The sequence below is a fragment of the Zoogloea dura genome, assembly GCF_012927165.1.
GTDB lineage: Bacteria > Pseudomonadota > Gammaproteobacteria > Burkholderiales > Rhodocyclaceae > Zoogloea > Zoogloea dura.
This window is the reverse complement of sequence record NZ_JABBGA010000037.1, coordinates 1-23,080: the sequence shown is the minus strand read 5'-3', so window position 1 is coordinate 23,080 and position 23,080 is coordinate 1. Positions and strand designations below refer to the sequence as shown.

General features: G+C 62.8%; 21 protein-coding genes. 14 read left to right on the top strand and 7 right to left on the bottom strand.

Features of this window, described 5'->3' with window-relative positions; all coding sequences use genetic code 11:
• Positions 1-54 precede the first annotated feature (54 nt).
• From HHL15_RS24130 to HHL15_RS24095, 8 genes are all read left to right on the top strand, one after another.
• Complete coding sequence (locus tag HHL15_RS24130) at positions 55-1,155, top strand: WD40/YVTN/BNR-like repeat-containing protein (protein WP_169148361.1); 1,101 nt, start codon at positions 55-57, stop codon at positions 1,153-1,155.
• A gap of 33 nt (positions 1,156-1,188) precedes the next feature.
• Positions 1,189-3,618, top strand: coding sequence for an efflux RND transporter permease subunit (locus tag HHL15_RS24125; RefSeq protein WP_169148360.1), 2,430 nt, complete (start codon positions 1,189-1,191; stop codon positions 3,616-3,618).
• A 106-nt stretch (positions 3,619-3,724) separates the two neighbouring features.
• Positions 3,725-4,690, top strand: a complete 966-nt coding sequence (locus HHL15_RS24120) for a VOC family protein (RefSeq protein ID WP_169148359.1) — start codon at positions 3,725-3,727, stop codon at positions 4,688-4,690.
• Position 4,691: 1 nt separating this feature from the next.
• Entirely contained in the window at positions 4,692-5,516 is an 825-nt protein-coding gene (locus tag HHL15_RS24115) for an enoyl-CoA hydratase/isomerase family protein (RefSeq protein WP_169148358.1), read from the top strand.
• Positions 5,517-5,560: 44 nt separating this feature from the next.
• Positions 5,561-6,388 carry an SDR family NAD(P)-dependent oxidoreductase gene (locus tag HHL15_RS24110; protein ID WP_169148357.1) on the top strand — a complete coding sequence of 276 codons (828 nt, stop codon included), beginning with the start codon at positions 5,561-5,563 and terminating at the stop codon, positions 6,386-6,388.
• 10 nt (positions 6,389-6,398) lie between these two features.
• Positions 6,399-7,325: a quinone oxidoreductase family protein gene (locus HHL15_RS24105; protein ID WP_169148356.1), complete on the top strand. Its 927-nt coding sequence runs from the start codon at positions 6,399-6,401 to the stop codon at positions 7,323-7,325.
• A complete protein-coding gene (locus tag HHL15_RS26820; protein WP_268967137.1) occupies positions 7,325-7,456 on the top strand; it encodes a hypothetical protein in 132 nt (43 codons plus the stop codon). The genes HHL15_RS24105 and HHL15_RS26820 overlap by 1 nt, the downstream gene beginning before the upstream one ends.
• On the top strand, positions 7,449-8,660 hold the full coding sequence (locus HHL15_RS24095; protein ID WP_169148355.1) for a multidrug effflux MFS transporter: 1,212 nt from the start codon (positions 7,449-7,451) through the stop codon (positions 8,658-8,660). Before HHL15_RS26820 ends, HHL15_RS24095 begins: the two co-directional genes overlap by 8 nt.
• Positions 8,661-8,687: 27 nt before the next feature.
• Here the strand turns inward: HHL15_RS24095 and HHL15_RS24090 are convergent, their stop codons facing one another.
• The 6 genes from HHL15_RS24090 to HHL15_RS24065 all read right to left on the bottom strand — a co-directional run bounded on the left by HHL15_RS24090 (position 8,688) and on the right by HHL15_RS24065 (position 14,899).
• Positions 8,688-8,936, bottom strand: a complete 249-nt coding sequence (locus HHL15_RS24090; protein WP_169148354.1) for a hypothetical protein — start codon at positions 8,934-8,936, stop codon at positions 8,688-8,690.
• Positions 8,937-8,957: 21 nt separating this feature from the next.
• Complete coding sequence (locus HHL15_RS24085) at positions 8,958-10,541, bottom strand: phytoene desaturase family protein (protein WP_169148353.1); 1,584 nt, start codon at positions 10,539-10,541, stop codon at positions 8,958-8,960.
• A 99-nt stretch (positions 10,542-10,640) separates the two neighbouring features.
• Positions 10,641-11,954: an amidohydrolase family protein gene (locus HHL15_RS24080; RefSeq protein WP_169148352.1), complete on the bottom strand. Its 1,314-nt coding sequence runs from the start codon at positions 11,952-11,954 to the stop codon at positions 10,641-10,643.
• Positions 11,955-12,026: 72 nt separating this feature from the next.
• Positions 12,027-12,596, bottom strand: a complete 570-nt coding sequence (locus tag HHL15_RS24075; RefSeq protein WP_169148351.1) for an aromatic-ring-hydroxylating dioxygenase subunit beta — start codon at positions 12,594-12,596, stop codon at positions 12,027-12,029.
• 41 nt (positions 12,597-12,637) lie between these two features.
• Positions 12,638-14,029, bottom strand: a complete 1,392-nt coding sequence (locus HHL15_RS24070; RefSeq protein ID WP_169148350.1) for an aromatic ring-hydroxylating dioxygenase subunit alpha — start codon at positions 14,027-14,029, stop codon at positions 12,638-12,640.
• Between the two features lie 222 nt (positions 14,030-14,251).
• Entirely contained in the window at positions 14,252-14,899 is a 648-nt protein-coding gene (locus tag HHL15_RS24065; RefSeq protein ID WP_169148349.1) for a TetR/AcrR family transcriptional regulator, read from the bottom strand.
• A 190-nt stretch (positions 14,900-15,089) separates the two neighbouring features.
• On the opposite strand from HHL15_RS24065, the gene HHL15_RS24060 reads away from it, so the two are divergent.
• From HHL15_RS24060 to HHL15_RS24040, 5 genes are read left to right on the top strand one after another with little or no spacing between them, the layout of a single operon-like run.
• The gene (locus tag HHL15_RS24060) at positions 15,090-16,547 is read left to right on the top strand and encodes an efflux transporter outer membrane subunit (RefSeq protein ID WP_328825086.1); all 1,458 of its coding nucleotides are present in this window, start codon (positions 15,090-15,092) and stop codon (positions 16,545-16,547) included.
• Complete coding sequence (locus HHL15_RS24055; protein WP_169148347.1) at positions 16,544-17,614, top strand: HlyD family secretion protein; 1,071 nt, start codon at positions 16,544-16,546, stop codon at positions 17,612-17,614. Before HHL15_RS24060 ends, HHL15_RS24055 begins: the two co-directional genes overlap by 4 nt.
• Positions 17,611-20,358, top strand: coding sequence for a ribosome-associated ATPase/putative transporter RbbA (gene rbbA / locus HHL15_RS24050; RefSeq protein ID WP_169148346.1), 2,748 nt, complete (start codon positions 17,611-17,613; stop codon positions 20,356-20,358). Before HHL15_RS24055 ends, rbbA begins: the two co-directional genes overlap by 4 nt.
• Position 20,359: 1 nt before the next feature.
• Positions 20,360-21,487, top strand: a complete 1,128-nt coding sequence (locus HHL15_RS24045) for an ABC transporter permease (RefSeq protein WP_456243187.1) — start codon at positions 20,360-20,362, stop codon at positions 21,485-21,487.
• Complete coding sequence (locus HHL15_RS24040) at positions 21,488-21,745, top strand: hypothetical protein (RefSeq protein WP_169148345.1); 258 nt, start codon at positions 21,488-21,490, stop codon at positions 21,743-21,745.
• Positions 21,746-21,976: 231 nt separating this feature from the next.
• On the opposite strand, the gene HHL15_RS24035 is transcribed toward HHL15_RS24040, so the two are convergent.
• Positions 21,977-22,534 carry a hypothetical protein gene (locus HHL15_RS24035; RefSeq protein WP_169148344.1) on the bottom strand — a complete coding sequence of 186 codons (558 nt, stop codon included), beginning with the start codon at positions 22,532-22,534 and terminating at the stop codon, positions 21,977-21,979.
• Between the two features lie 371 nt (positions 22,535-22,905).
• Between HHL15_RS24035 and HHL15_RS24030 the strand changes: the two genes are divergently transcribed.
• Positions 22,906-23,080 (top strand): transposase family protein (locus HHL15_RS24030; RefSeq protein WP_169145293.1); only part of this gene is annotated, 175 nt, incomplete at its 3' end.

Genomic DNA, 23,080 nt, shown 5'->3' with positions numbered 1-23,080 from the left:
CAGCGATGAGCGTGCCGGCAGCGGCCACGACTCATGGTGACTGGGGACTTTGCTGTGAAAAAACGATTCATTCTGGCCGGTCTGGCGCGTGTCGCCACGCTGCCTCTGGTCCTGGCGCTTGCCTCTGCGTCTGTTGCCGGGGCGTCAGCCGACCCCCTCGCCAGCGGTGCGCCGATTACCGCGCTGGCCCTGCGCAGCCCGATGGTCAGCATTGCCAGCCAGGGCGCGCGTGTTGTTGCCGTCGGGCCACGGGGCTACATCCTGTTCTCGTCCAACGGGGGCAAGGACTGGCGCCAGGCCACGGTGCCGGTGCGTGCCGACCTGACCGCGGTGCACCTACGGGATGCGCGCAACGGCTGGGCCGTCGGGCATGACGGGGTAGTGCTGCGCACCGATAACGGTGGCGAAAGCTGGACGCGCGTCCTCGATGGACGTTCGGTGCTGGAAATCCTCAATCGTAGCTATGAAGCGCGAGCAGCGGCCGGGGACACCGTGGCAGCCCGCGTGAAGGGCGAGATCGAGCGCCTGATGGCCCAGTCGGCCAGCCCCGACGTGATGCCCAACCCCTTTCTCGACGTGCTTTTCAGTGACGCCAGTGAGGGCTTCGTGATCGGTGCCTTCGGCCTTGTTCTGTGTACCCGCGATGGCGGCAAGAGCTGGGAGCCATGGATCGAGCGGGCCGAGAACGACCGCCGCCTGCATTTCTATGCAGCGGCTAGCGATGGAGCATCACTCTATTTTGCCGGTGAGCAGGGGCTACTGCGGCGCCTTGACAAGGGCAACGATCATTTTACGACCATCGAGACGCCGTATAACGGCACCTTCTTCGGCGTGCATGCGGCACCTGGCCTGCTCCTCGCCTACGGCTTGCGCGGCAATGCCTGGGCTAGCGAAGACGGCGGTGCCAGCTGGCGCAAGATCGAAACCAGCGTAGAGGCCAGCATCATCGCCGTACTGCCCGCGGGTGGCACCCGTCTGATTCTGGTTTCGCAGGCCGGGCATGTTTTTTCGACTACGGATGGCGGCCGCACCTTGGTTGCGCTGCAAGTGCCGCGCCAGGGTGAAGTGCTGGCCGCCACGCTGGTGGGTACCAATGACCTGGCGCTGACACGCCATGGTGGGGTCAATCTGGTTACGCTGCCCGCCGCCCGCTGACATTGCCACGCATAACAACGACAAGAGACAACCATGGCCGGCCATAAAGAGAACAGTGCGATGCCTGTGGTTCGGGATGCTGCCGATTTCGATCGGCGGTCCGGGAACATCCTCGAGCGTTTCATCTTCAACAACCGGGTGATCTTCCTCGTGGCCTGCCTGATTGCCACGGTTTTTCTCGGTTTTTCGGCGACGCGCATCCACGTCAATGCCAACTTCGAGCGGATGATTCCCCTCGGCAGCCCCTACATCCAGAACTACCTGGAAAACAAGAAGGAGCTGCCGGGTCTGGGCAACACCATCCGCATCGTCGTCGAGAACAAGAAGGGCGACATCTACGACCCCGAATACCTGGAAGTGCTGCGCAAGGTCAATGACACCCTTTACCTGATTCCTGGCGTTGATCGTTCGTGGATGAAGTCCCTGTGGATGCCCATCGTGCGCTGGCGCGAAGTGACCGAGGACGGCATCACCGGCGGCGCCGTGATGCCCGCCAACTACAACGGCAGCCCGGCAACCGTGGAGGCCCTGCGGGCCAACGTGGCCAAGGCCGGCATCGTCGGCAAGCTGGTGTCCAAGGATCTGCGCTCCAGCATGATCGTCACGCCGATGCTCGACGTGAATCCCCAGACCGGCGAGCCGCTGAACTATGGCGTCTTTGCCGACGATCTTGAACAGAAGATCCGTGTGCTCGAGAACGACCGGATCGGTATCCACATCGTCGGCTTCGCCAAGGTTGTCGGCGACCTGATTGCCGGTCTGCGCGAAGTCATGATGTTCTTCGCCGTGTCGGTGGCCGTGGCAGCTATCTTTGTTTACCTCTACACACGCTGCCTGCGCAGCACCATCCTCTTGGTGACAGTGGCAGTCATTGGCGTGGTCTGGCTCCTCGGCCTCATGCAGTTGCTGGGCTACGAGCTCGACCCATATTCAATCCTGGTGCCTTTCCTGATCTTTGCCATCGGCCTGTCCCACGGGGCGCAAAAGATGAATGGCATCATCCAGGATATTGGGCGTGGTACCCACAAATACGTGGCGGCGCGTTACACATTCCGGCGCCTGTTCATGGCTGGCCTGACTGCGTTGCTGGCGAACATCGTCGGTTTTGCGGTGCTGGTCATCATCGACATTCCGGTGATTCGTGATCTGGCGATCACCACCTGCATTGGCGTATCGGTGCTTGTGTTTACGAAGCTGGTGCTGATTCCCGTGACCCTGTCCTACATCGGTGTCAGCGAATCGGCCGCTCGTCGGGCCATCGAGGAGGAGTCGGGCACGGTGGCGCCGCGCACCGTGATTGGTCGCTTGTGGGCAAGACTTGATGTGCTGACAGAGCGCAATTGGGCTATCGGCATGATCTCCGTGGCCGTACTGATCACTGCGGTCAGTACCGTGGTGATGAAAGACTTGCGCATCGGTGATCTGGATTCAGGCGCCCCGGAACTGCGTCCCGAGTCCCGCTACAACCAGGACAACGCCTACATCACCGCCAACTATGGCCTTTCCAGTGACCAGTTTGTGGTCATCATGAAAACGGGGGCAGAGGGCTGTCGACTTTACGACTCCCTGCGTCAGATGGACGATCTGGCCTGGGCCCTGCGCCAGGACCCGGGCGTTCAGACAACCACTTCACTGGCTGAATCCGTCCGCTCGGTGTCGTCGGCGATGTTCGAAGGCAGCCCCAAGTGGCTTGCCCTGAGCCGCAACCAGGCCATCGTCGACGCATCGGTGTCGGCCGCGATGATTGCGACGCCGGACATCACAAACCAGGGTTGCTCCGTGTCGCCGCTGGTGGCCTACCTGGCCGACCACAAGGCGGATACGCTGAGCCGGGTGCTGAAGATCGCCGAGGACTTCAACCTGCAACAGACCGCCTCGGGCAGCACAGAGCAGCCCGTCGAGTTCCTGCTCGCAGCGGGTAGCGCCGGCATCGAGGCGGCCACCAATATCGAGGTTCAAAAGAGCATCATCACCATGTACCTCGCAGTGTACGGGGCCACAGCGCTGTTGTGCCTGATCACCTTCAAAAGCATCCGCGCCACCATCGTCGCGCTGATTCCGCTGGTGATGACCACCATCATCTGCAAGGCGCTGATGGTGTGGCTGGGCATTGGTCTGAAGGTGGCCACGCTGCCGGTGATTGCCGTCGGTGTGGGAGTCGGGGTCGACTACGCTCTCTACTTGCTGTCGGTGCAGATTGCCGTACAACGCCGCGGAGACACCCTGCGTATGGCCTATCGACGCTCGCTGGACTTTACCGGCAAGGTCGTCGCCCTGGTGGGCTTGACGATGGCCGCGGGGGTGATCACCTGGGCCTGGTCGCCCATCAAGTTCCAGGCCGACATGGGCATCCTGCTGACCTTCATGTTCCTGTGGAACATGCTCGGTGCCCTAGTGCTAATCCCGGCTCTTTCGCATTTCCTGCTCAACCCGAAGCCCCGGGGCGCTCTCGCTACCGCCTGAGACGCGCCCTAGCCCTCTCACAACCCGATTACCGATAAGCACGCCGACCGGCCGGATTCGCTCTGGCCAGGGGGCCGGTGCGCGCAATTAGAAGGAGATATACGCAATGTTCGATCTGTTGATGAGCGCCGACATGATGGTTCCGGATCCTGATGCGATGGCGGATCTGCTGGTCAAAAAGCTGGGCATCCATTCTCACCCGAACTGGCGTCAGGCCTTTGACAACCATCCCTACATTGCCCACTTCCTGCGGGTGCACAAGTCCCTGGCGGTATCACCGACGCGGGTCGAACCCCAGTGGCATCTTGACCGTCCGAACCCCGGCGACCCGCTGTTCCACGACTTCCTTGAAAGCTTGATGGCCTACCAGGGCCGGCATCGCCCAATGCTGACGCACTCTATCGTGCTGGCCTGCCAGGGCCCCAAGTTTGACGCCCTCGTGGACAAACTGATGCGCCGCCGCCTGCCGTTCCGCATGGCCCAGCGCACCCCCGAGATGCCCTTTGATCGCCTGTGGCTTGGCGTGACGCCTGAAGATCCGCGCTATCGCCCTGTGGTGGACGGTGGCCTGTGCATTGAGGTGATGCCGATGGAGCCGCTGCAAATGCCTGCTGACACCTTCGCCATACCGGCCCCACAGCCCCGCGACCCGAAGCCGGGCGACATGGTCCGTGTGACGGCCCGTGGCTTCCTGGTGCGCGATCTGGACCACACTTTGCGCTGCTGCTCCAGCAATCTCGATTGGGAGCCCGTCGGTGAAGTCGAAGCCCTCCATCGGGAAGGTTACCGCCGCGCCACTATGGGTCTGACGCTGCAGAACAGTGCCTCCCTCGATGTTATCGAGGCGACCCGCTGGGACAGCGAGGCTGGGCTCTACCTGAACAGTTGGGGCCCCGGCCCTTACTACATCCGGATCGCGGTGAATGGTCTTGCCGCAAAGGCGGAAGATCTGCGTGCGCGCGGTGTGAAATTCACGTGGGTGGAAGAGTCGGAAGCGATTGGCGGTGGTTCGTTGATCAAGATCGATCCTGCTGAACTGAACGGCCAGGTCTTCGAATTCGAGGAGTGCTGAAATGAGCGAAGCGACTGCAGTGGGCGCCGCAGTGACAGAGGTGATCAACCCCGCGGTTACGCTGGTACGAGAAGGCGGCGTCGGTTGGGTGGTACTCAATCGGCCGGGACAGATCAACGCTATCAATGACGATATCCGTAGTGGTGTGCCGGCGGCCCTGGCCGCTCTCGACGCGGATTCGCAAATCCGCGTGATCGTCTTTCGGGGTGAAGGCCAGCGGGGCTTCTGTGCTGGGGCAGACATCAAGGAGTCACGGGGCCCCGAGTCGTCGATTGAAGTACGTCGGCGCATGGAGCAGGCGCGCTGGATCGAGGCCCTCGACAGGATCGAGAAGCCGATCATCGCGGCGCTCCACGGCTACTGCATGGGCGGCGGCATGGAGCTGGCGCTGGCTTGCGACATCCGTTTTGCTGCGCCCGAAGCTATTTTCGCCCTGCCGGAAACCGGGCTGGGCCTGATTCCCGGCGGTGGCGGCACCCAGCGCCTGGCCCGGGTGATCGGGCCAGGGAGGGCGATGGACGCACTGCTCACCGGCGAGCGCTATACCGCCGAACAGGCGCGGGACATCGGCCTGGTGACGCGCATTGCCAGCAGTGCCGAAACCCTGCTGCAGGAAGTCGCCGAGTTCGCCACACGTATCGCTGTGAAGCCACCCCTGGCCACGCTTTACGTGAAGCGGGCCGCCCGGGCGGCGCTGGACCTGGACCTGAAGAAGGGTCTTGACCTGGAGCTGGACCTGTTTGCGATGCTGGCCCCCACATCGGACGTCAAGGAGGCTGCCCAGGCCTTCCGTGAAAAACGCGAACCCCGTTTCTCCGGCCGCTGAGGCCCGAGCGTATTCATCACAACAGGATTGGACGGAGAACAGACATGGCAGGAAAACTTGAAGGGCGCGTGGCGATCATTACCGGTGCAGGCGGTGGCCTCGGCGCAGAGTGTGCGCGCGTGCTGGCTTCCCAAGGGGCTGGCGTGGTGGTGGTGGATATCAACAGCGCGGCTGCCGAAGCCGTGGCCGAGAGCATCCGCGCCAGCGGCGGAAAGGCCATTGGCGTGAGCACCGATGTGTCGCAGGAGGCCGACGTCAAGGCGATGGTCGAGACCGTGGTGTCCCACTTCGGGCGCATCGACGTGCTGCACAATAATGCGGCCATCCTCAACATGGAGCAGCGCCAGAAGGACCGGGACGTCATCAACATGGACGTGGACGCTTGGGACCGGGCAATGGCGGTGAATCTGCGTGGCGCCATGCTGTGCTGCAAGCACGCCATTCCCGAGATGCTCAAGCTCGGCCGTGGATCGGTGATTTTCGCCACCTCCGGCCTCGGTGCCCAGGGCGATGTGACCCTGTCGGCCTACGCCGCTTCCAAGGCCGGACTGATGATGCTGGCCAAGTCCGTCGCAGCCCAGTACGGCAAGCAGGGCGTGCGTTCCAACGCGCTGCAGATTGGTCTCGCGCCGGCAGAAAACGCCCACGAGACAATGCCCGCCGCGCTGCTCACCATCATCCGCGAGAACCACCTGACACCGGAACTCGGCACCCCGCGGCAGATCGCCGATGTGGTGGCCTTCCTGGCTTCGGACGAGTCGTCCTTCATCACCGGCACGACCATCGTCGCCGATGGAGGTTTCGGGAGCCATACACCGTCGATGGTGGGCATGAAAGCGCTGTTCGCCCAGTCCGGCAGCAACAAGATGTAAAGGGCGAGCCATGCGTGCAGCTGTGATTACCGAACGGGGCGCGGCCCCGGCCATCCTCGATTTCCCGGCGCCCCAGGCGCGGGAGGCTTGCATCCTGATCGATGTGGACACCGCCGGCCTGGGCGGCTGGGATGTGCTCGGCGCCTATCGTCTGGGGGTGGAATACCCCTGCGTGATTCGCGGCGAGGGTGTCGGCCGGGCGCCGGACGGACGCCGGGTGTACTTCGGCGAACGCTCGATGCTGCCCTACGGCGCCTGGGCCGAGCAGACCCTGGTGCCGGCCGAGGAGGTGTGGGACGTGCCCGACGGTGTGGACGACCGGACAGCGATTGCGATGGGTATCGCCGCCACCGGTGCACTGGTGCCGCTAGAGCAGGCCAACATCAAGGCGGGCGAGAACGTGCTGATCCTCGGGGCTACCGGCACCCTCGGCCAGATCGCCCTGCAACTGGCCCGCTACCTGGGGGCCGGCCGGGTGGTTGCCGCTGCCCGCAATGGCACGGCGCTGGCCCGGCTGGCCGAGCGCGGCATCGCCGATGCGACGGTGCGACTTGGTGGCGATGATGACGTGGCGGCCCTCAAGGCGGCCTCCGGCGACGGTTTCGACGTGGTGCTCGATCTGGTGTGCGGACAGCCCATGCTAAACGCTCTCAAGGCTACCCGCTGGGGGGCGCGCATCCTGACCATAGGCACCGGAGCAGGCCGCCAGGTGAACCTGGATATTGCTGATCTGTTGTTCCGTAGCCTGTCCTGCGTAGGCACCGGCCAGCGTCCGCCGGCCGATCGCCGGGCCATCTGGGAGCGTCTGCTGGTCATCGCCCGCGAACAGAACATCGTCGTCGATTACGTGGACTACAGCCTCGATCAGGCCGCCGATGCTTGGGCCGCCCAGGTGGATGGCCCGCACGCCAAGATCACGGCCCGAATCCGCGGCTGATGCCACGCATTTCCTACGTGATCCAGCCCCGGGGCAATGTCGTGTTGCGCCCGCAAGACGAGCGCTACTTCGACGCCGCCGACGCCGACCCGAGTGCCGATATTTCGGTTGTGCTCGGCATGGATGGCTGAGCTTCTGCCGCAGCGGTATCCTTCCCGGGCGGGCTACCTCGGTACCACGGTGATTCTGGCCGGACTGGCCATGGTCGGGCCGTTTTCGATCAACACCTATCTGCCGTCCTTTGGCGAGATGGCGGTGGTGCTGGGCACCGACCGGACCGCCCTCCAGCAAACGGTGTCGATCTATTTTGCCTCCTTCGCCTTCATGGCCCTGTGGCACGGGTCGATTTCCGATTCGCTGGGGCGTCGTCGGGTAGTGCTGGTCGGGCTTGCCGTGTATGCGCTGGCCTCCCTCGGCTGTGCGCTGGCCACCCGTGTCGAGCAGTTGTGGGTGCTGCGTGCCTTCCAGGGCTTCTCGGCGGGGGCCGGTATTGTCATCGGCCGTGCCGTGGTGCGCGACTTGCACGAGGGGCCGTTGGCCCAGCGCATGATGTCGCACGTGGTGATGATGTTCGGGTTGGCTCCGGCCATCGCACCGCTGGTTGGGGGCTGGCTGCAGGCGGCTTTTGGCTGGCGCTCCGTGTTTATCTTTCTGTGCTTGCTGGCCCTCAGCCTCTTTGTGGCCGTGGCCGTGCGGCTGCCCGAAACGCTGCCGCTGGAAAAGCGCCAGCGTTTCAATTTTTCTGCGCTGGCGCAGGGCTATGCGGGGGTCTTCGGCAGTCTGCCTTTCATGACCTGGGCAATGGCCTACGCGTGCATGTTCGGTGCCTTCTTTCTGTATGTGCTATCGGCGCCGGTGTTCCTGATGCTGCACCTGGGCCTCGGCGAGACGGATTTCCTGTGGCTGTTCGGCCCCGCTACCGGCGGTTTGATGCTGGGCTCGGCGCTGGCCGGGCGGGCTGCCCAGCGCTGGTTGCTGACTACGACCCTCAAGTACGCCTTTCTGATCATGGGGTGTGCGATGTGCTACGACATCGTCGTGTGCCTCGTAGCACCTGCCGGCGTCGCCTGGTACGTGGTCCACATCTTCGTTTTCAATCTAGGTATGTCACTGGCCATCCCTACCCTGACTGTACGCGGGCTCGATTGCGTGCCAGAGCGCCGAGGCATGGCCTCTTCGGTGCAGTTGTTCGTCCAGACGGCCTTCAACGCGCTTATCGCCGCCGTTCTTGCGCCATTGTTGTGGGGTTCGCAGCTGAGCCTCGCACTGGGCGCTGCCGGCCTGTGCCTGTGTGCCGGGCTTGGCGTGCTGCTGGCGGCCCGACTCTCGAAGTGAGGGGGGACGCCAGCAGTGCAGGATGAATCAGGCCTTGGCCTCCTGGCCTGCAGCTGATTTCTTCGCTTGCCAATAGCCTTTGAACAGAATCAGCGGCATGCGCAGCAGTGTTCGCCAGTCGAGCAACTTGACGGCCTGCCAGCAGTCTTCTGGCCTTATGAGAATCACGGTCGACATCGAACCCATGACCTTGCCTTTCATCACGAGGTTGTCCCCATCCTGCTGGATCGATTTGACTTCCATCATCTCGATCCCTTCCTTGCTGAACATCTTCATGGTTTGGCTGCTCCCTGCTGTTCAGGCGTCGACCAGCTTGTCGAAATCCATGTTGAACTCCTCCATCAGCACTCGCGCCACGTTGCGACCCGATGATGCGGTGACGCCGCCGCCCGGGTGAGTGCTGGCGCCGGCCATGTAGAGGCCATCGACCGGTGACTTGTACTGGCCGTAGCCGGGCGCCGGGCGGTTGCCGCCGATCTGCCAGTTGTAGGAACCGAAGTGCAGGATGTCGGCCCCGATCATGGCGTTGTTGTGACGCTCGATGTCCAGCGGCGTCATCCACGAGAAGCCGATGATGTTATCGTCACTCATGTTGGTGGTGAGCTTGCGCAGGTCATCCAGGAAGCCGTGGGCGACTTCCTTGCCGATTTCGTCCCATTTCTGCGGGCCACCCTTCACGTTGTAGGGGGCGAAGGCGTACATGTTGAGCACACGCTTGCCGTCCGGCGCGCGGGTCTTGTCGTAGACGTCCTGCATGACGTAGGCGATGAAGTCGCGGCGCGGGATGCCGAACTCGAGGTCGGAGAAGGCGCGGGCAAAGTCTTCCCAATTGGAATGGGAGCGCTCGACCCAGAAGAAGTCATCCACCGCCGGGCCAACCTTGTACTGGGGGGCTTCGTGCAAGGCCAGGTGCAGGTTGAAGGGCTGGAAACTGTTGTGCTTGAGGCCGCGGATACGTGGCTCGAAGCCTTCCGGCAGGCTGGCACCGGGCACCATGTCGGGGAAAACCTGCTTTACGTGCATGGTCGATATCACCGCGCGGGTGGCAACGATCTCCTCGCCGGACTCCAGCACCACGCCGGTCACTTTGCTGCCCTGCATGCGCATCTGCTTTACGGGTGCCGAGGTTCGGACCACGCCGCCGTGGGATTCGAGGCAGGCGCGCAGCGAGTCGGCGAAGGCGCCCGAGCCTCCGACCGGAATGCCCACGCCGTAGCGGTGCATGAAGGGTAGGATGATGTAGAAGCCGAAACCGGTTCCGTTGTTGAACGGGTTCATCATGGCTTCGGAGGCGTAGCGGGCGAGGGCAATTTTGACCTTGTCGTTCTCGAACCATTCGCAGATGACATCCCAGGCACTCATGGCCTGGGTGCGCATCAGGTCCTGGCCGACGGCGCTCTGTTCCATCATCACCGCCTGGGTGCTGGCGCTGGGGGGGGAATGGAACATGCCCATGACCATCATGTCGAGGTTCTGGAAGACCTGATGGTTGAAGCGCCGGTAGGCTTCGGCGTCCTTGGCTGAGAACTTGGCGATGGCCTGGCAGGTGCGTTCGAGGTCGGTGTAGAACTCGAGGGTCGTGCCGTCGTCGTAAAAGATGGCGGTCATCTTGTCCGGGTTGATGTACTTCAGCCCGAACTTCGATTTGAGTTCCAGTTCGTCGTTGCGCAGCAGCGGGTTGGCCTGCAGCAGGGTGTGGGCCACTGAACAGACGTCGTGCTTGAAGCCCGGGACGGTCAGTTCGCGGGTCATGACGCCGCCGCCGACCTTATCGTTCTTCTCTGCAACACACACCTTGAGACCGGCCTTTTGCAGGTAGCAGGCGGCAACCAGCCCGTTATGGCCGCCACCGGCCACGATAATATCGAATTTTTCGCTCATGATTGGGAATCTCCCGGGTCAATTCATGGGCGCAAGCCCGCCCCTACCACGGCAGAACGCCGATGGTATGAAAGGGGCTGCGGCTTGCGAAGTTGGGGCTTAGAGTGCCGTTTCGGCGTCAGCCTGCTTGAACATGGCGTTAATGTCGCCCGAAGTGACCGGCTTGCCGGCCTCGCGCTTTGGTGCGGCACCGCCCATGCCGAGGGCTGGCGCGGTGTTTACACCCTTGGCTTTGGCCTGGGCACGCAGGGCGCCGACGGTGCAGTTTTCGCGACCGAGGAGGGCGAACGGGTCGTAGTTGTATTCGCGCATCACGTTCAGGTGGGTGACCTTGTTGATGGTCTCGTCCGCCAGGTGCTTGAAACTCTCCCATACGACCTCGGGCGAGTTCGGCCAGGTGCAGTCGGAATGGGGGTAGTCGCATTCCCAGCCGACCATGTCCTCGCCGATGTGCTTGAGGTTCTGCAGGCCGAAATCGTCCTCGATGAAGCAGGTGATGATGTGCTTCTTGAAGACTTCGCTGGGCTTCTGGCCGCCGAAGTCGGCATTGGTCCATGCCTTGTGGTGGCGGTGGGTGAAGTCGGCGCGTTCGAGCAGGTAGGGAATCCAGCCGATGCCGCCCTCGGACAGGGCCATCTTAAGGTTCGGGTACTTCTTCCACATGGGTGCCCAGATCCAGTCGGCCGCCGAATTGGCGATGGAGATCGGCATCGAGGTGATCCATGCATCGATCGGTGACAGGTCGGAGGCGTGGTCGGCCTTGGCGCCGGTGCCGATGTGGCAGTTGATCACCACGCTGTTGTCGGCACAGGCCTTCCACATCGGGTCCCAGTAAGGGTCGTGGATGGACGGAAAGCCGTGCAGGGCCGGGTTGTCGGAGAAGGTGATGGCATGTACGCCGAGCTTGGCCATGCGGTTGATTTCGGCCGCGGCGGCGACCGGGTCCCACCAGGGTACGATGGCCAGCGGAATGAAGCGGCCCGGTGCAGCGTTGCACCAGTCGTGCAGGTGCCAGTCGTTGTAGGCCTGGATCGCGGCGAGGGAGACGGCGCGGTCGGGGTAGGTCTGGAAGCGCTGGCCAGCAAAGCCGGGGAAGGTCGGAAAGCAGATCGAGCCGAGCACGCCGTTGGCGTTCATATCGTCCACGCGGGCCTGGATGTCCCAGGTGCCGCGGCGCATGTGCTCGTAGCCGAGGGGCTCCATGCCGTACTCTTCCTTGGGGCGGCCGACCACCGAATTGAGGCCCATGTAGCCAGTGGCGCGCTCTTCAAACACCCATACGTCGCGTCCGCCACGGGATTCGATGTGCGGTTCGCGGCCCTTGAATTTCGCCGGCATGTGGCGGGCGAAGGCGTTGGGCGGCTCAATGGCGTGGTCGTCGATGCTAACGAGGATGAGGTCTTCGAGTTTCATGTCTTGTCTCCTGACCGTCGCCCCCCAATGTCGAGAGGGGCGGCGTATGTGGTTTTTCGGTCTATGCCGTGATCAAAGAATGATGCCCAGATTGGGTGTTCCGATGACAACCTGGTCGAGCAGGATTTCCCGGCGGGCCAGCTTCAGGCTGCCTTCGACCCGGCGCAGGATGTCGTAGCGCACGCAGGGAATCAGGTCGAAGTAGTCGAAGTCGAAGCGGCTGCGGGTGACCAGCAGGTAGCTTTCCACCTTGAACTCGTCGGCCTTGTCGGTCTTGTAGACGCGAACGTTGCTGACCATGCGCTTCACGCGGGAAGGAGGGTCTTCGCCCCAGGCACTCTTGGTGTCGGTGATGCGTTTGACCCGCATCAGCATCGAGCCGTAGCTCTCGTGAAGGTGCTGGACGGTGCGGATGTAGGTCTGGTCGAACTGGGCGGTGGACCGGGTGTGACGCAGCGGGGCGTTGTATTCCAGGTCCTGGGTCAGCAGCTCGCCCCATTCCGCAAGACGCAGGTTGTCGAGCATCTCGGCCTCGTCGTAAAGGAAGTCGAGAATCTCGTTGTATTCCGGGCTGCCGATGGCGAGCCGGTTGGCGCGCACGGAAGGAGGCAGCGGGGTGGGTTCAAGAAGGTTCTGCAGCATGGATGTCTCCCGAATGTGGTCTGGTTGGATTGGCGCTTCGATCAGCTTTCGGCTGTCATCAGTTCGTGCCAGTACTGCCACCAGCGCCACTGGGTGTCGTCCTTGGTGAAGCCGTCACCGACATCGCCGGGGCCGGGCCAGCCTTCGGGCTTGCCAGTCTCGTACATGGCCTGGTACTTGAGGGTGATGTGCTTGCTGACCGCGCCCTTGGCGGCAATGGTCTGATGCGGCCAGGTGTCGGAGTCGTCCTGCTCAACCATCCCGGAGGTGCCCAGCAGTTGCACGCCGAGGCGCAGCATGGTTGCCTTGAGTTCCGGCGGGGTGTCCTTCTCGGCGAGAATCCAATTCACGAATTCCAGCTTGTCCGGGCCCTTGGGCACGTAGGCATGCAGCGCCATCACGCCAACCACGCCGTCGGGGGTCGGGATGTAAACAAATTCGAACAGGCCGTTGGGGAAGAAGTTGCCGACCTGCGGCGGACGCCAGGTGATGACCTTCAACTGATCTTCACTCAGGTTGCGCAGCAGTTCCGGAATCATTTCCTGGGTAACACCCGGCGGCGGCAGGGCTTCGAGCTTTTCCTTGACCGACAGCTCGGACGGGTCCTTGCCGGTGAGGCGGCGGATCTTCCTGTCCAGTTCGATGCAGCGCATGGTGTGGGCGTGGGCGGTGTACACCTCGGAGCCGTACATCTCCGGGGTCAGATCGCCGCCGCCGCCTTCACTGCCCGGCTTGCGGTAGGGGCCGACTTCAGACAGCCAACGGTGCAGGGTGAGCACATGAAAGCCATCGGAGGCCGACTGCTCGCAGGCGGTTTTCCAGTTGGCGCGGATGGTGAAGCGCTGCGGGGGGCCGAGTACTTCCATACCCTTGTCAGTGCGGCACCACAGCGTGTCGAAGTACCACTTGGCGTCGCCGAGGAACTCATCAAAGCTCGGGCCGTCGATGTTCCAGGTGGCAAAGATCAGGCCGCCATATATGGCTACGCGAGCCTTCTTTAGTCCGAGTTGCTCCTTGGTCAGCAGCTTGCCGTGCATGGATTCCTTCTCGACGGGTGCGCCGATGAAGTCGCCGTTCGCCTTGAAGGCCCAGCCGTGGTAGATGCACACGTGGGCCTGGGTGTTGCCGCAGTCGAGGGTCGAAATCTTCATGCCCCGGTGCGGACAGACGTTCAGTGAAACATTGATGCCGTCCTTGTCCCGTGTCACCAGCACGGAATCCGAGCCCAGGTCGCGCACCATGAAATCGCCAGACTTGGGTATCTCGGTCTCGTGACCCAGGAAGACCCAGGTCTTGGCGAAAATTCGCTCCATCTCCAGTTCATAAAGCTCCGGGTCCGACAGAGTCCGCATGGCGACTTCCCGAGTTTCCAGATTGATCAGATCTGAAATGTGGGTCCCGTCGGCCAGCGTGCGCCGTGAATTCTTCTGCATTGCCTTCTCCTCCTTTGGGATTTTACTTCGTAAAAGTAAACACTTTTAACTAAAGTGTTTAACTTGTTGAAAGTATCCCCTTCGGTCAAAGTGGTTGATTTGACGTAGGTCAACTGGTGACGAATTTAGGAGGAGAGGGGAGAGAGGCGATGAAAATGCTTTTTTTTACACAAAAAAAGAACACTTTGTGCGTAAGTGTTCTTTTTTTTGGGGCTCCGGTCTTCACGTCATGAGGAGCAGTTCGCAGAGTAAGTCGACATGGGCGTCCCGGGCTTGCCGGACCTCCTTGGGCGGAAGTGTGCCGAAAGCGAGCTGCTGGATAAGCGTATGGGCGACTGGTGACAGGATAAGCCACGGATGACTGACCACTGTGCTGTCTCTGCACAAGCCTTGGGCTACACAGCGGCGCAGCAGTGCACCGAGCTGATAGTGCATGGCATCGAGGGTGTTCTGGCGCCAAAGCGCCACCACATCGGGAAGACGATGGCCCTCGGAGAACAGTAGGCGCGCGGTGGACCGCACCGCGGGATCGGCCAGTTGCGCATGAAGGAGATCGACGAGGTGTTCAATAAGGGTGCGCATGTCGGCCGCGTGCTCGAGGAGCGACTCGATCTCCAGCACAGGGGCCACCAGCGAGCGTTTGAGCAGGGCTTCAAAAACCTTGTCCTTGCCGGAGAAGTGCGCGTAGAGGCCTCCCTTGGACAAGCCGGCCCGCACCGCGATGTCATCGATACGCGTGGCGTTGTAACCACGCGCCGAAAACTCGACCAGCGCGGCGTCAAGGATCAGTGGAATGCGGGTGTCTGGCGACAGACGTTGGCGTGGGCGGCGTGTTGCTCTGTCGTCAGCCAGTTGGTCGGATGCAGGCATGGGATGGAGCCGCTTGGGCTTGAGGGCTGCTTAAGATAACCGAAGCGAGATCTTCACGCTGAAGTCGAGCATGAGAATATACTAACGACTATCTGGTCGGTAGTGGTCTGCGGTCCCTGTCCTGAAAGTAGAGTGACCCTGAATTTGTTTCGGTAGTCGTGGACGGCGGCTTCCGCGTGTTCTACTAAAAATGCCAAATACAGCGATGCTTCCCCGGTTATGGCGGGCTTTACCGCTGACGCTCTCTGTTTTGCTGGCCGGTTGTGCAAGCCTGGCGCCTCCCCACGAGCGGCCACCGCTGCCGGTGCCTGCGGCCTATCCCGATGCAGGCGCGGCGGTGGGCACGGCACCGGCAGCGGAGATCTGCTGGCGCGACTACTTCATCGATTCTGGTCTGCGAGCCCTGGTCGATGAGGCCTTGGGCAACAACCGGGACCTACGGGGGGCGCTGCTTCGCGTCGAAGAGGCGCGCGCAGCCTATGGCATTCAGCGGGCGGAGCGTTTTCCGGCCGTGTCCATGGGCCTGGATGCAGCGCGCGCGCGGGTTCCTGCCGATCTGAGCGTCAGCGGAAAGCGGGTCATCGGTAGCCAGCTCCAGCTGGGCGTTGGTTTCAATAGCTGGGAGGCGGACTTCTGGGGGCGGGTCCGCAGTCTGGAGACCGCCGCTCTCGAAAGTTATCTGGCCACTGACGCCGTGTACGCGGCGACCACCTTGAGCCTCATCGCCCAAGTGACTAATGCTTACCTGGGCTTGAGCGAGCTCGACGAGCGCCTTGCCCTGACCCGCCGCACGGTTGCCAGCCGTGCCGAATCGTTGCGCATTTTCCGGCGCAGGGTGGCGCTCGGCGCAACCTCGAAATTGGAGTTGATGCAGGTGGAGGTCTTGTGGCAGCAAGCCACCACGCTGCTGGCCCAGCTTGAACAGGCGCGGGCCGTACAGGCTAACTCCCTGGCCTTGTTGACCGGCATGGATGTCGGCCAGCTACGGACGCCCGATCATTTCGACGAGAGCGCCACTTTTCGCACACTGGCGCCTGGCCTTCCATCCGGTCTGCTGACCTCACGACCCGACATCGTGGCGGCTGAACACAGTCTGAAAGCCGCGAGCGCCAATATTGGTGCTGCGCGGGCGGCGTTCTTTCCGCGTATTGCATTGACGGGGTCTTCCGGCACCGCCAGCGCCGAACTGGATGGACTTTTCCGCAATGGCAGTGCCGCGTGGACCTTCGCGCCGAGTGTCTCCTTGCCGATTTTCGATGGCGGACGTCGCGAGGCGGCCCTCGACCTGGCCCGGGTGCGGCGCGAACAAGCTGTGGTGCGTTATCAGCAGGTCATCCAGGCGGCCTTCCGCGATGTGGCCGATGCCCTGGCGGCGCGCCACTGGCTCGGCGAGCAGGTACATATGCTGAGCGCCAGCCTTGCGGTGCAGACCGAGCGGGCGCGGCTGGCCAAGCTGCGTTACGACAGCGGGGCGGCGCGTTACCTGGAAGTGCTCGATGCCGAGCGCGAGTTGCTGGCCGTCGAGCAGCAGGTGGTGCAGACGCGACGGGCGCTGCTGAGTGCGCACGTGGCGCTGTATTCCGCGCTGGGTGGTGGCACGCCCGGCGTTTGTCGCCGTGGAACGAACGACACGCAGGCAAGACCATGAACCTCACTGTCAGAAAATCTCTTCCCGTCCTTGCCCTGGTGGCTGCCGTAACGATGGGCTACTACGCCTGGAGCGCACTGCGCAACCCCGGGCCGGATGAGGGGCTGGTCAGCGGTAATGGTCGTATCGAGGCGACCGAAGTCGATGTGGCCACCAAGCTGGCCGGCCGGGTCGAGGACATCCTGGTGCGCGAAGGCGACTTCGTCAGTGCCGGTCAGCCGCTTGCCCGCATGCAGATCGACAGCTTGCAGGCCCAGCGGGACGAGGCGCTGGCCCGCTATCAGCAGGCCTTGCAGGCGGTGGCCGGGGCCGAGGCGCAGGTAGCCTTGCGCGACAGCGATCATCAGGCGGCCCAGGCGCTGGTGGTGCAGCGTGAAAGCGAGCTCGATGCGGCGCAGCGCCGTCTGGTGCGTTCCGAAACACTGGCCCGAGAGGGGGCGTCGTCGGGGCAAGAGCTGGACGATGACCGCGCCAAAACCCGCAGTGCTCAGGCCGCGGTGGTGGCCACCAAGGCCCAGGTGGCGGCCGCGCGGGCGGCCATCACTGCCGCGCGTACCCAGGTTACCGGCGCCCAATCCAGCGTGGCGGCCGCCAAGGCGACCGTCGCGCGCGTCGATGCCGATCTCTCCGACAGCGTGCTCAAGGCGCCGCGCGCCGGCCGGGTGCAATACCGGGTCGCCCAGCCGGGCGAAGTGCTGGGCGCCGGCGGCAAGCTCCTCAACCTGGTGGATCTCACCGAGGTTTACATGAGCTTCTTCCTGCCCGAAACGGTAGCTGGCAAAGTGGCGCTGGGCAGCGAGGTGCGCATCGTGCTCGACGCCGCACCGCAGTTCGTGATTCCGGCCAGGGTTTCGTTTGTCTCCAGCACCGCCCAGTTCACCCCAAAGACAGTGGAAACGGTCAGTGAGCGCCAGAAACTGATGTTCCGCGTCAAGGCGCAGATTGATCGCGAGCTGCTGATAAAGCACCTGCAGCAGGTCAAGACGGGCTTGCCGGGTGTGGCTTGGGTGAAGATCGATCCCCAGGCGGCGTGGCCGCTGACGCTGGAGAAGAAGGCCACGCCATGACCTCCGCTGCGCCGGTGGTCCGTCTGGCGGGCGTGCACCTGCGCTATGGCAGGACGGCCGCCCTCGACGGGGTGACAGTGGACGTACCGGCCGGTTGCATGGTGGGCCTGATCGGTCCCGATGGTGTCGGCAAGTCGAGCCTGCTGGCCCTGGTCGCCGGTGCCCGGGCCGTGCAGCAGGGCCAGGTCGAGGCGCTGGGTGGGGACATGGGCAGCAAGCGGCACCGGGATGCCGTTTGTCCGCGCATCGCCTACATGCCTCAGGGACTGGGCAAGAACCTTTACCCGACCTTGTCGGTGGAAGAGAACCTGCAGTTCTTTGCCCGCCTGTTTGGTCACGGCATGGCCGAGCGGCGCCGGCGTATCGATGCGCTGACCCGCAGCACCGGGCTGTTTCCGTTTCTTGATCGCCCGTCGGGCAAGCTCTCGGGCGGCATGAAGCAGAAGCTGGGCTTGTGCTGTGCGCTGATCCACGACCCCGATCTGCTGATTCTCGACGAGCCGACCACCGGTGTCGATCCGCTGGCCCGCGTCCAGTTCTGGGACTTGATCGCACGCATTCGCCGAAGCCGCCCGGGCATGAGCGTGATCGTCGCGACCGCCTACATGGACGAGGCCCAGCGTTTCGACTGGCTGGTGGCCATGGACGACGGCCGGTTGCTGGCGACCGGCACGCCGCAGGAGCTCATGGCCCATGCCGGTGCCGCGACGCTCGAGGCGGCCTTCATTGCGCTCTTGCCGGAGGAGAAGCGGCGCGGCCATGCGGTGGTTGAAATTCCGCCGCTTGAGGACGCCGGCGGCGCCGATATCGCCATCGAAGCGCGGAGTTTGACGATGCGTTTCGGTGATTTCGTGGCGGTGGATCACGTGAATTTCCGCATCCGGCGGGGCGAGATCTTCGGCTTCCTGGGTTCCAATGGCTGCGGCAAGTCCACCACGATGAAGATGCTGACCGGCCTGCTCGCCGCCACCGAGGGCGATGCGTGGCTGTTCGGCAAGCCCGTCGACCCGAAGGACATGGCGACGCGGCGGCGCGTGGGCTACATGTCGCAGGCCTTCTCGCTGTATGGCGAGCTGAGCGTGCGCCAGAACCTGGTGCTGCATGCGCGCCTTTTCCACGTGCCGGAACCCGAAGTGCCGGCGCGGGTGGATGAGATGGTCAGGCGTTTTGGTCTGGCCGATGTGCTCGACACCTTGCCCGAAAGCCTGCCGCTGGGTATGCGCCAGCGCCTGTCACTGGCGGTGGCGATGGTGCACAAGCCCGAGCTGCTGATCCTCGACGAACCGACCTCCGGCGTCGATCCCATCGCCCGGGATAACTTCTGGCGCCTGATGATCGAGCTGGCGCGGCGCGACAAGGTGACCATCTTCATCTCGACGCACTTCATGAACGAGGCGGCGCGTTGCGACCGCATGTCGATGATGCATGCCGGCCGGGTGCTTGGCAGCGACACGCCGGCCGCACTGATCGCCCGGCGCGGCAAGGCCACGCTGGAAGAGGCCTTTATCGACTACCTGATCGAGGCGGACGGCGCGGGTGGCGTAGTTGCCGAAGAGCGCACAGCGCCGGCAGAAAACCGCGTTACAGCGCACACCAAGCCGACTCGCGGGCGCCGTTTTCGCCAGAGTCTGGGGCGCATCTACAGCTATGTGTGGCGTGAAAGCCTGGAGCTGCAGCGCGATCCGGTGCGTGCCACCATGGCGCTGATCGGCTCGCTGCTGCTGCTGTTTGTGATGGGCTTTGGGATCAGCATGGACGTGGAAAACCTGCGCTTTGCCGTGCTCGACCGCGACCAGACCTCACTGAGCCGTAACTACGCCCTCAACCTGGCCGGCTCGCGCTATTTCAGCGAGCGCCCGCCGCTTGCCGACTACGCCGAACTCGACCGGCGCATGCGCAGTGGCGAGCTGTCACTGGCGCTTGAAATCCCGCCCGGTTTCGCGCGGGATGTGGCGCGCGGCGGGGCTGTGCAGATTGGCGCGTGGATCGACGGGGCGATGCCGCAGCGCGCCGAAACAGTGCGCGGCTACGTGCAGGGCATGCATCAGTTGTGGCTGCTTGAACAGGTGCGCGAGCGGGGAGGGCGGATGAGCCCGGGCGCGGCAGATGTCGAGACCCGCTACCGCTACAACCCTGACGTGAAGAGCCTGCCAGCCATGGTGCCGGCGGTGATCCCGCTGCTCCTGCTGATGTTGCCCGCCATGCTGACCGCGCTGGCCGTCGTGCGCGAGAAGGAGCTGGGGTCGATCATCAACCTGTATGTGACGCCGATTACCCGCATCGAGTTTCTGCTTGGCAAGCAGGCACCCTATGTGGCGCTGGCGATGCTCAACTTTCTGCTCATGTGCCTGCTGGCCGTGACTGTATTTGACGTGCCGGTGACCGGGAGCTTTCCGACCTTGCTGGCCGGCGCCTTCCTGTTCAGCCTGAGTGCGACGGGCATGGGCCTGCTGGCCTCGACGGTCACGCGCAGCCAGATTGCCTCGATGTTCCTGGCCATGCTCGGCACCATGCTTCCGGCGATACAGTTTGCCGGTCTGATCAATCCGGTGTCGTCGCTGGAAGGCGGTGGCCGTCTGCTCGGCGAGATCTATCCAGCCAGCCACATGTTCATGATCAGCCGTGGCGTGTTCAGCAAGGCGCTGGGCTTTGCGGATCTGCACAGTGCGTTCTGGCCGCTGCTGATCGCCGTGCCGGTGATCCTCGGGGTATCGGTGGTGCTGCTGAAGAAACAGGAGGCCTGACGTGCGTCATCACCTGATGAGCATCTATCGCCTGGGCGTCAAAGAGCTGTGGAGCTTGCGCCGCGATCCGATGATGATATTCCTGATCGCTTGGACCTTCACCGCAGCCATCTACATGGCCGCCACCACGATGCCGGAGACTCTGCACAACGCGCAGATCGCCATCGTCGACGAGGACGCTTCGGCCCTGTCGGCACGGATCGCGTCGGCTTTCTACCCACCGCGCTTTACGCAGCCGGCACGCCTCAACCTGAACGAGGTGGACCCGGGGCTTGATGCCGGCCGCTATACCTTCGTGCTCGATATTCCACCGAATTTCCAGCGCGACGTGCTGGCCGGTCGCTCGCCCAGGATCCAGCTCAACGTGGACGCCACCCGCATGAGTCAGGCTTTCAACGGCAATGCCTATGTGCAGCAGATTGTGATGGGAGAGGTGAACGAGTTCGTCCAGCGTTACCGGGGCAGCACTGTGCCGCCGGTGGATCTGGCCCTGCGCGCGCGCTTCAATCCGGCGCTGGAGCAGTCCTGGTTCGGCGGGCTGATGGAGGTGGTGAACAACGTGACGATGCTGTCGATCATTCTCACTGGCGCAGCGTTGATCCGAGAGCGGGAGCATGGCACCGTCGAGCACCTGCTGGTGATGCCGATAACGCCAACCGAGATCATGTTCGCCAAGGTCTGGGCCTGCGGGCTGGTGGTGCTCGTAGCGGCGGCCCTGTCGCTGAACCTGGTGATCCGCGGTGCGCTGCATGTCCCGATTGAAGGTTCCGTAATGCTATTTCTGGTCGGAACCGCCTTGCACCTGTTCGCCACAACCTCGATGGGTATCTTCATGGCAACGCTGGCGCGCAGCATGCCTCAGTTCGGCTTGTTGCTCATGCTGACACTGATGCCGCTGCAGATCCTCTCCGGCAGCCTCACCCCGCGGGAGAGCATGCCGGAACTGGTGCAGAGCCTGATGCTGCTCGCGCCCACCACACACTTTATTGAATTGAGCCAGGCCATCCTTTACCGCGGGGCAGGGCTCGATCTGGTATGGGAGCCGTTCGCCTACCTGCTGGTGATTGGTGCTGTGCTCTTCACGCTATCCCTCGCGCGCTTTCGCAAGGCCATTGGGCAGATGGCCTGAGTGCTGACCTATGTGGGAGTTTCGATGTTTGCCATTTTTTCCCGAGTGCGCCCACACGGCATCGTGGGCGTGCTGGAGTCTGTTGTGGTCATCGGGGAGCCCCGCAGGCGAATGCCGACGCGCTGTTTGAATGCGCCCGGCAAGGCGGAACCCATCGAACAAGTCCCCACCAGCCCAACCCGTACCGAGTTCCATGCCAAGGTCACCAGCAAGGATGCTGACCAGTTGAAGGCTCGCTGGTCTAAAGTGATATCTTAGGTGCTGGACAATCCCCGAAAAAGGTTGGCGGGGCTGCTAAGATGTGTAAGACCGCGAGCAGTGATACAAACTCAAGTGGGTACTTGGAGAAAAGCCAGATCGACAGCAGCCTCAAGAGCATTTTCACGCCGTGACCCGGGGCATGGCGAGAATCTGTGCGTCATGGTTTAGCCGCGTGAGAAGTGTCAGCTATGCTCCGCCCGGTACCCGTTGCCCTGAATCACGGGGAGATCAGATGTTACCGACGCTATCGCGCAGGTCTTGCATCCAATGCAGGCTGGGGCCAAACGAGGGAAGGATGCCTGGCTCAGCAACAAGCATGTGAGGAACAGCTTGTAGGCATGGCGTGAGTGTCGCCACATAACTCGGCTCAATGTTCAACTTCCCCAGAGTGAAGGTCCGATCATCGTTCCTGTTGGAAACCTTGATATCGAGCGTCATTCTCATTGATGGACGGCCTTCGATCGTTGCAACATAGTACTGGCCGGGCTGAACGCCCTCCGGGAGCATCCCATCTCCCATCAGCCAGTGATATTCAATTGTGAATAGCGCTTCGGGGCCAATTGTATCGACAAAGCCTTCCATTCTGTGGGTGATGCGCCCGACCGTCCCGGCCTTGATCAGGAAAGGCGCTTCTATATCTAACGGACTCGGGATGTAATCATGGCTCTCGATCACCCTGTCGTACTTTACGCCGAGCACCTTTTCTGCGGTGTACACGACTGCTTTGGTGAAGTTGGCTGCGATGGTCCGGGTGATCTCGATTTTCTCCGCATCAGCTGGAAGCATGCCGAATCCAACGTGTTTCAGCGGCCCCGGTGCGGCGAGGCTGCAGTCCCAATTCTCCTGTAATTTGATTGAGCGTACGTCGGCGCAAGCTCCGGTAAGCCCCAGAAGGATGCGGTCACTGATAAGATCCGGATCGATACCCCCCGCGTGAAAAACCGACTTGCCCTGGGAGCAGGCTGCTTTGAGACGGGTAACGAAATCCTCTTCGCGAAACAGGTGAGCGTTCTGATAGGGCAGGGGGGTGACTCAGGGCTCCCGCAGCTACCCACCCGACATCTCCCACCCCGAAATAACGTTCACGATCAGCCGCTTGCCCATCCCCTGTCCACAGCCCTCTGTTTTGTGTAGTTTCCTGCCTTTTTGGGCGGACGATGGAAACGGGCAAGCTGATAGACATGGTCGAGGTTTTCGAGGGGCTTGAGGACTGGCGCAACGCTCAGCAAACGCGCCACCCGCTGAGCGAGCTGCTGACCGTTGCCGTCTGCGCAGTCCTCAGCGGTGCGGATGACTTCGAGGACATCAGCCAGTGGGGGCGCATCAAGCTGC

Excerpts from the sequence above, each read along its gene's own strand:
- HHL15_RS24080 (WP_169148352.1), bottom strand. The coding sequence starts at position 11,954 with ATGAAACTCGAAGACCTCATCCTCGTTAGCATCGACGACCACGCCATT.
- HHL15_RS24120 (WP_169148359.1), top strand. The coding sequence starts at position 3,725 with ATGTTCGATCTGTTGATGAGCGCCGACATGATGGTTCCGGATCCTGAT.
- HHL15_RS24060 (WP_328825086.1), top strand. The coding sequence starts at position 15,090 with ATGCCAAATACAGCGATGCTTCCCCGGTTATGGCGGGCTTTACCGCTG.
- HHL15_RS24090 (WP_169148354.1), bottom strand. The coding sequence starts at position 8,936 with ATGAAGATGTTCAGCAAGGAAGGGATCGAGATGATGGAAGTCAAATCG.
- HHL15_RS24095 (WP_169148355.1), top strand. The coding sequence starts at position 7,449 with ATGGCTGAGCTTCTGCCGCAGCGGTATCCTTCCCGGGCGGGCTACCTC.
- HHL15_RS24055 (WP_169148347.1), top strand. The coding sequence starts at position 16,544 with ATGAACCTCACTGTCAGAAAATCTCTTCCCGTCCTTGCCCTGGTGGCT.
- HHL15_RS24070 (WP_169148350.1), bottom strand. The coding sequence starts at position 14,029 with ATGCAGAAGAATTCACGGCGCACGCTGGCCGACGGGACCCACATTTCA.
- HHL15_RS26820 (WP_268967137.1), top strand. The coding sequence starts at position 7,325 with ATGCCACGCATTTCCTACGTGATCCAGCCCCGGGGCAATGTCGTGTTG.
- HHL15_RS24075 (WP_169148351.1), bottom strand. The coding sequence starts at position 12,596 with ATGCTGCAGAACCTTCTTGAACCCACCCCGCTGCCTCCTTCCGTGCGC.
- HHL15_RS24125 (WP_169148360.1), top strand. The coding sequence starts at position 1,189 with ATGGCCGGCCATAAAGAGAACAGTGCGATGCCTGTGGTTCGGGATGCT.
- HHL15_RS24085 (WP_169148353.1), bottom strand. The coding sequence starts at position 10,541 with ATGAGCGAAAAATTCGATATTATCGTGGCCGGTGGCGGCCATAACGGG.
- HHL15_RS24105 (WP_169148356.1), top strand. The coding sequence starts at position 6,399 with ATGCGTGCAGCTGTGATTACCGAACGGGGCGCGGCCCCGGCCATCCTC.
- rbbA (WP_169148346.1), top strand. The coding sequence starts at position 17,611 with ATGACCTCCGCTGCGCCGGTGGTCCGTCTGGCGGGCGTGCACCTGCGC.
- HHL15_RS24035 (WP_169148344.1), bottom strand. The coding sequence starts at position 22,534 with ATGCTTCCAGCTGATGCGGAGAAAATCGAGATCACCCGGACCATCGCA.
- HHL15_RS24110 (WP_169148357.1), top strand. The coding sequence starts at position 5,561 with ATGGCAGGAAAACTTGAAGGGCGCGTGGCGATCATTACCGGTGCAGGC.
- HHL15_RS24065 (WP_169148349.1), bottom strand. The coding sequence starts at position 14,899 with ATGCCTGCATCCGACCAACTGGCTGACGACAGAGCAACACGCCGCCCA.
- HHL15_RS24115 (WP_169148358.1), top strand. The coding sequence starts at position 4,692 with ATGAGCGAAGCGACTGCAGTGGGCGCCGCAGTGACAGAGGTGATCAAC.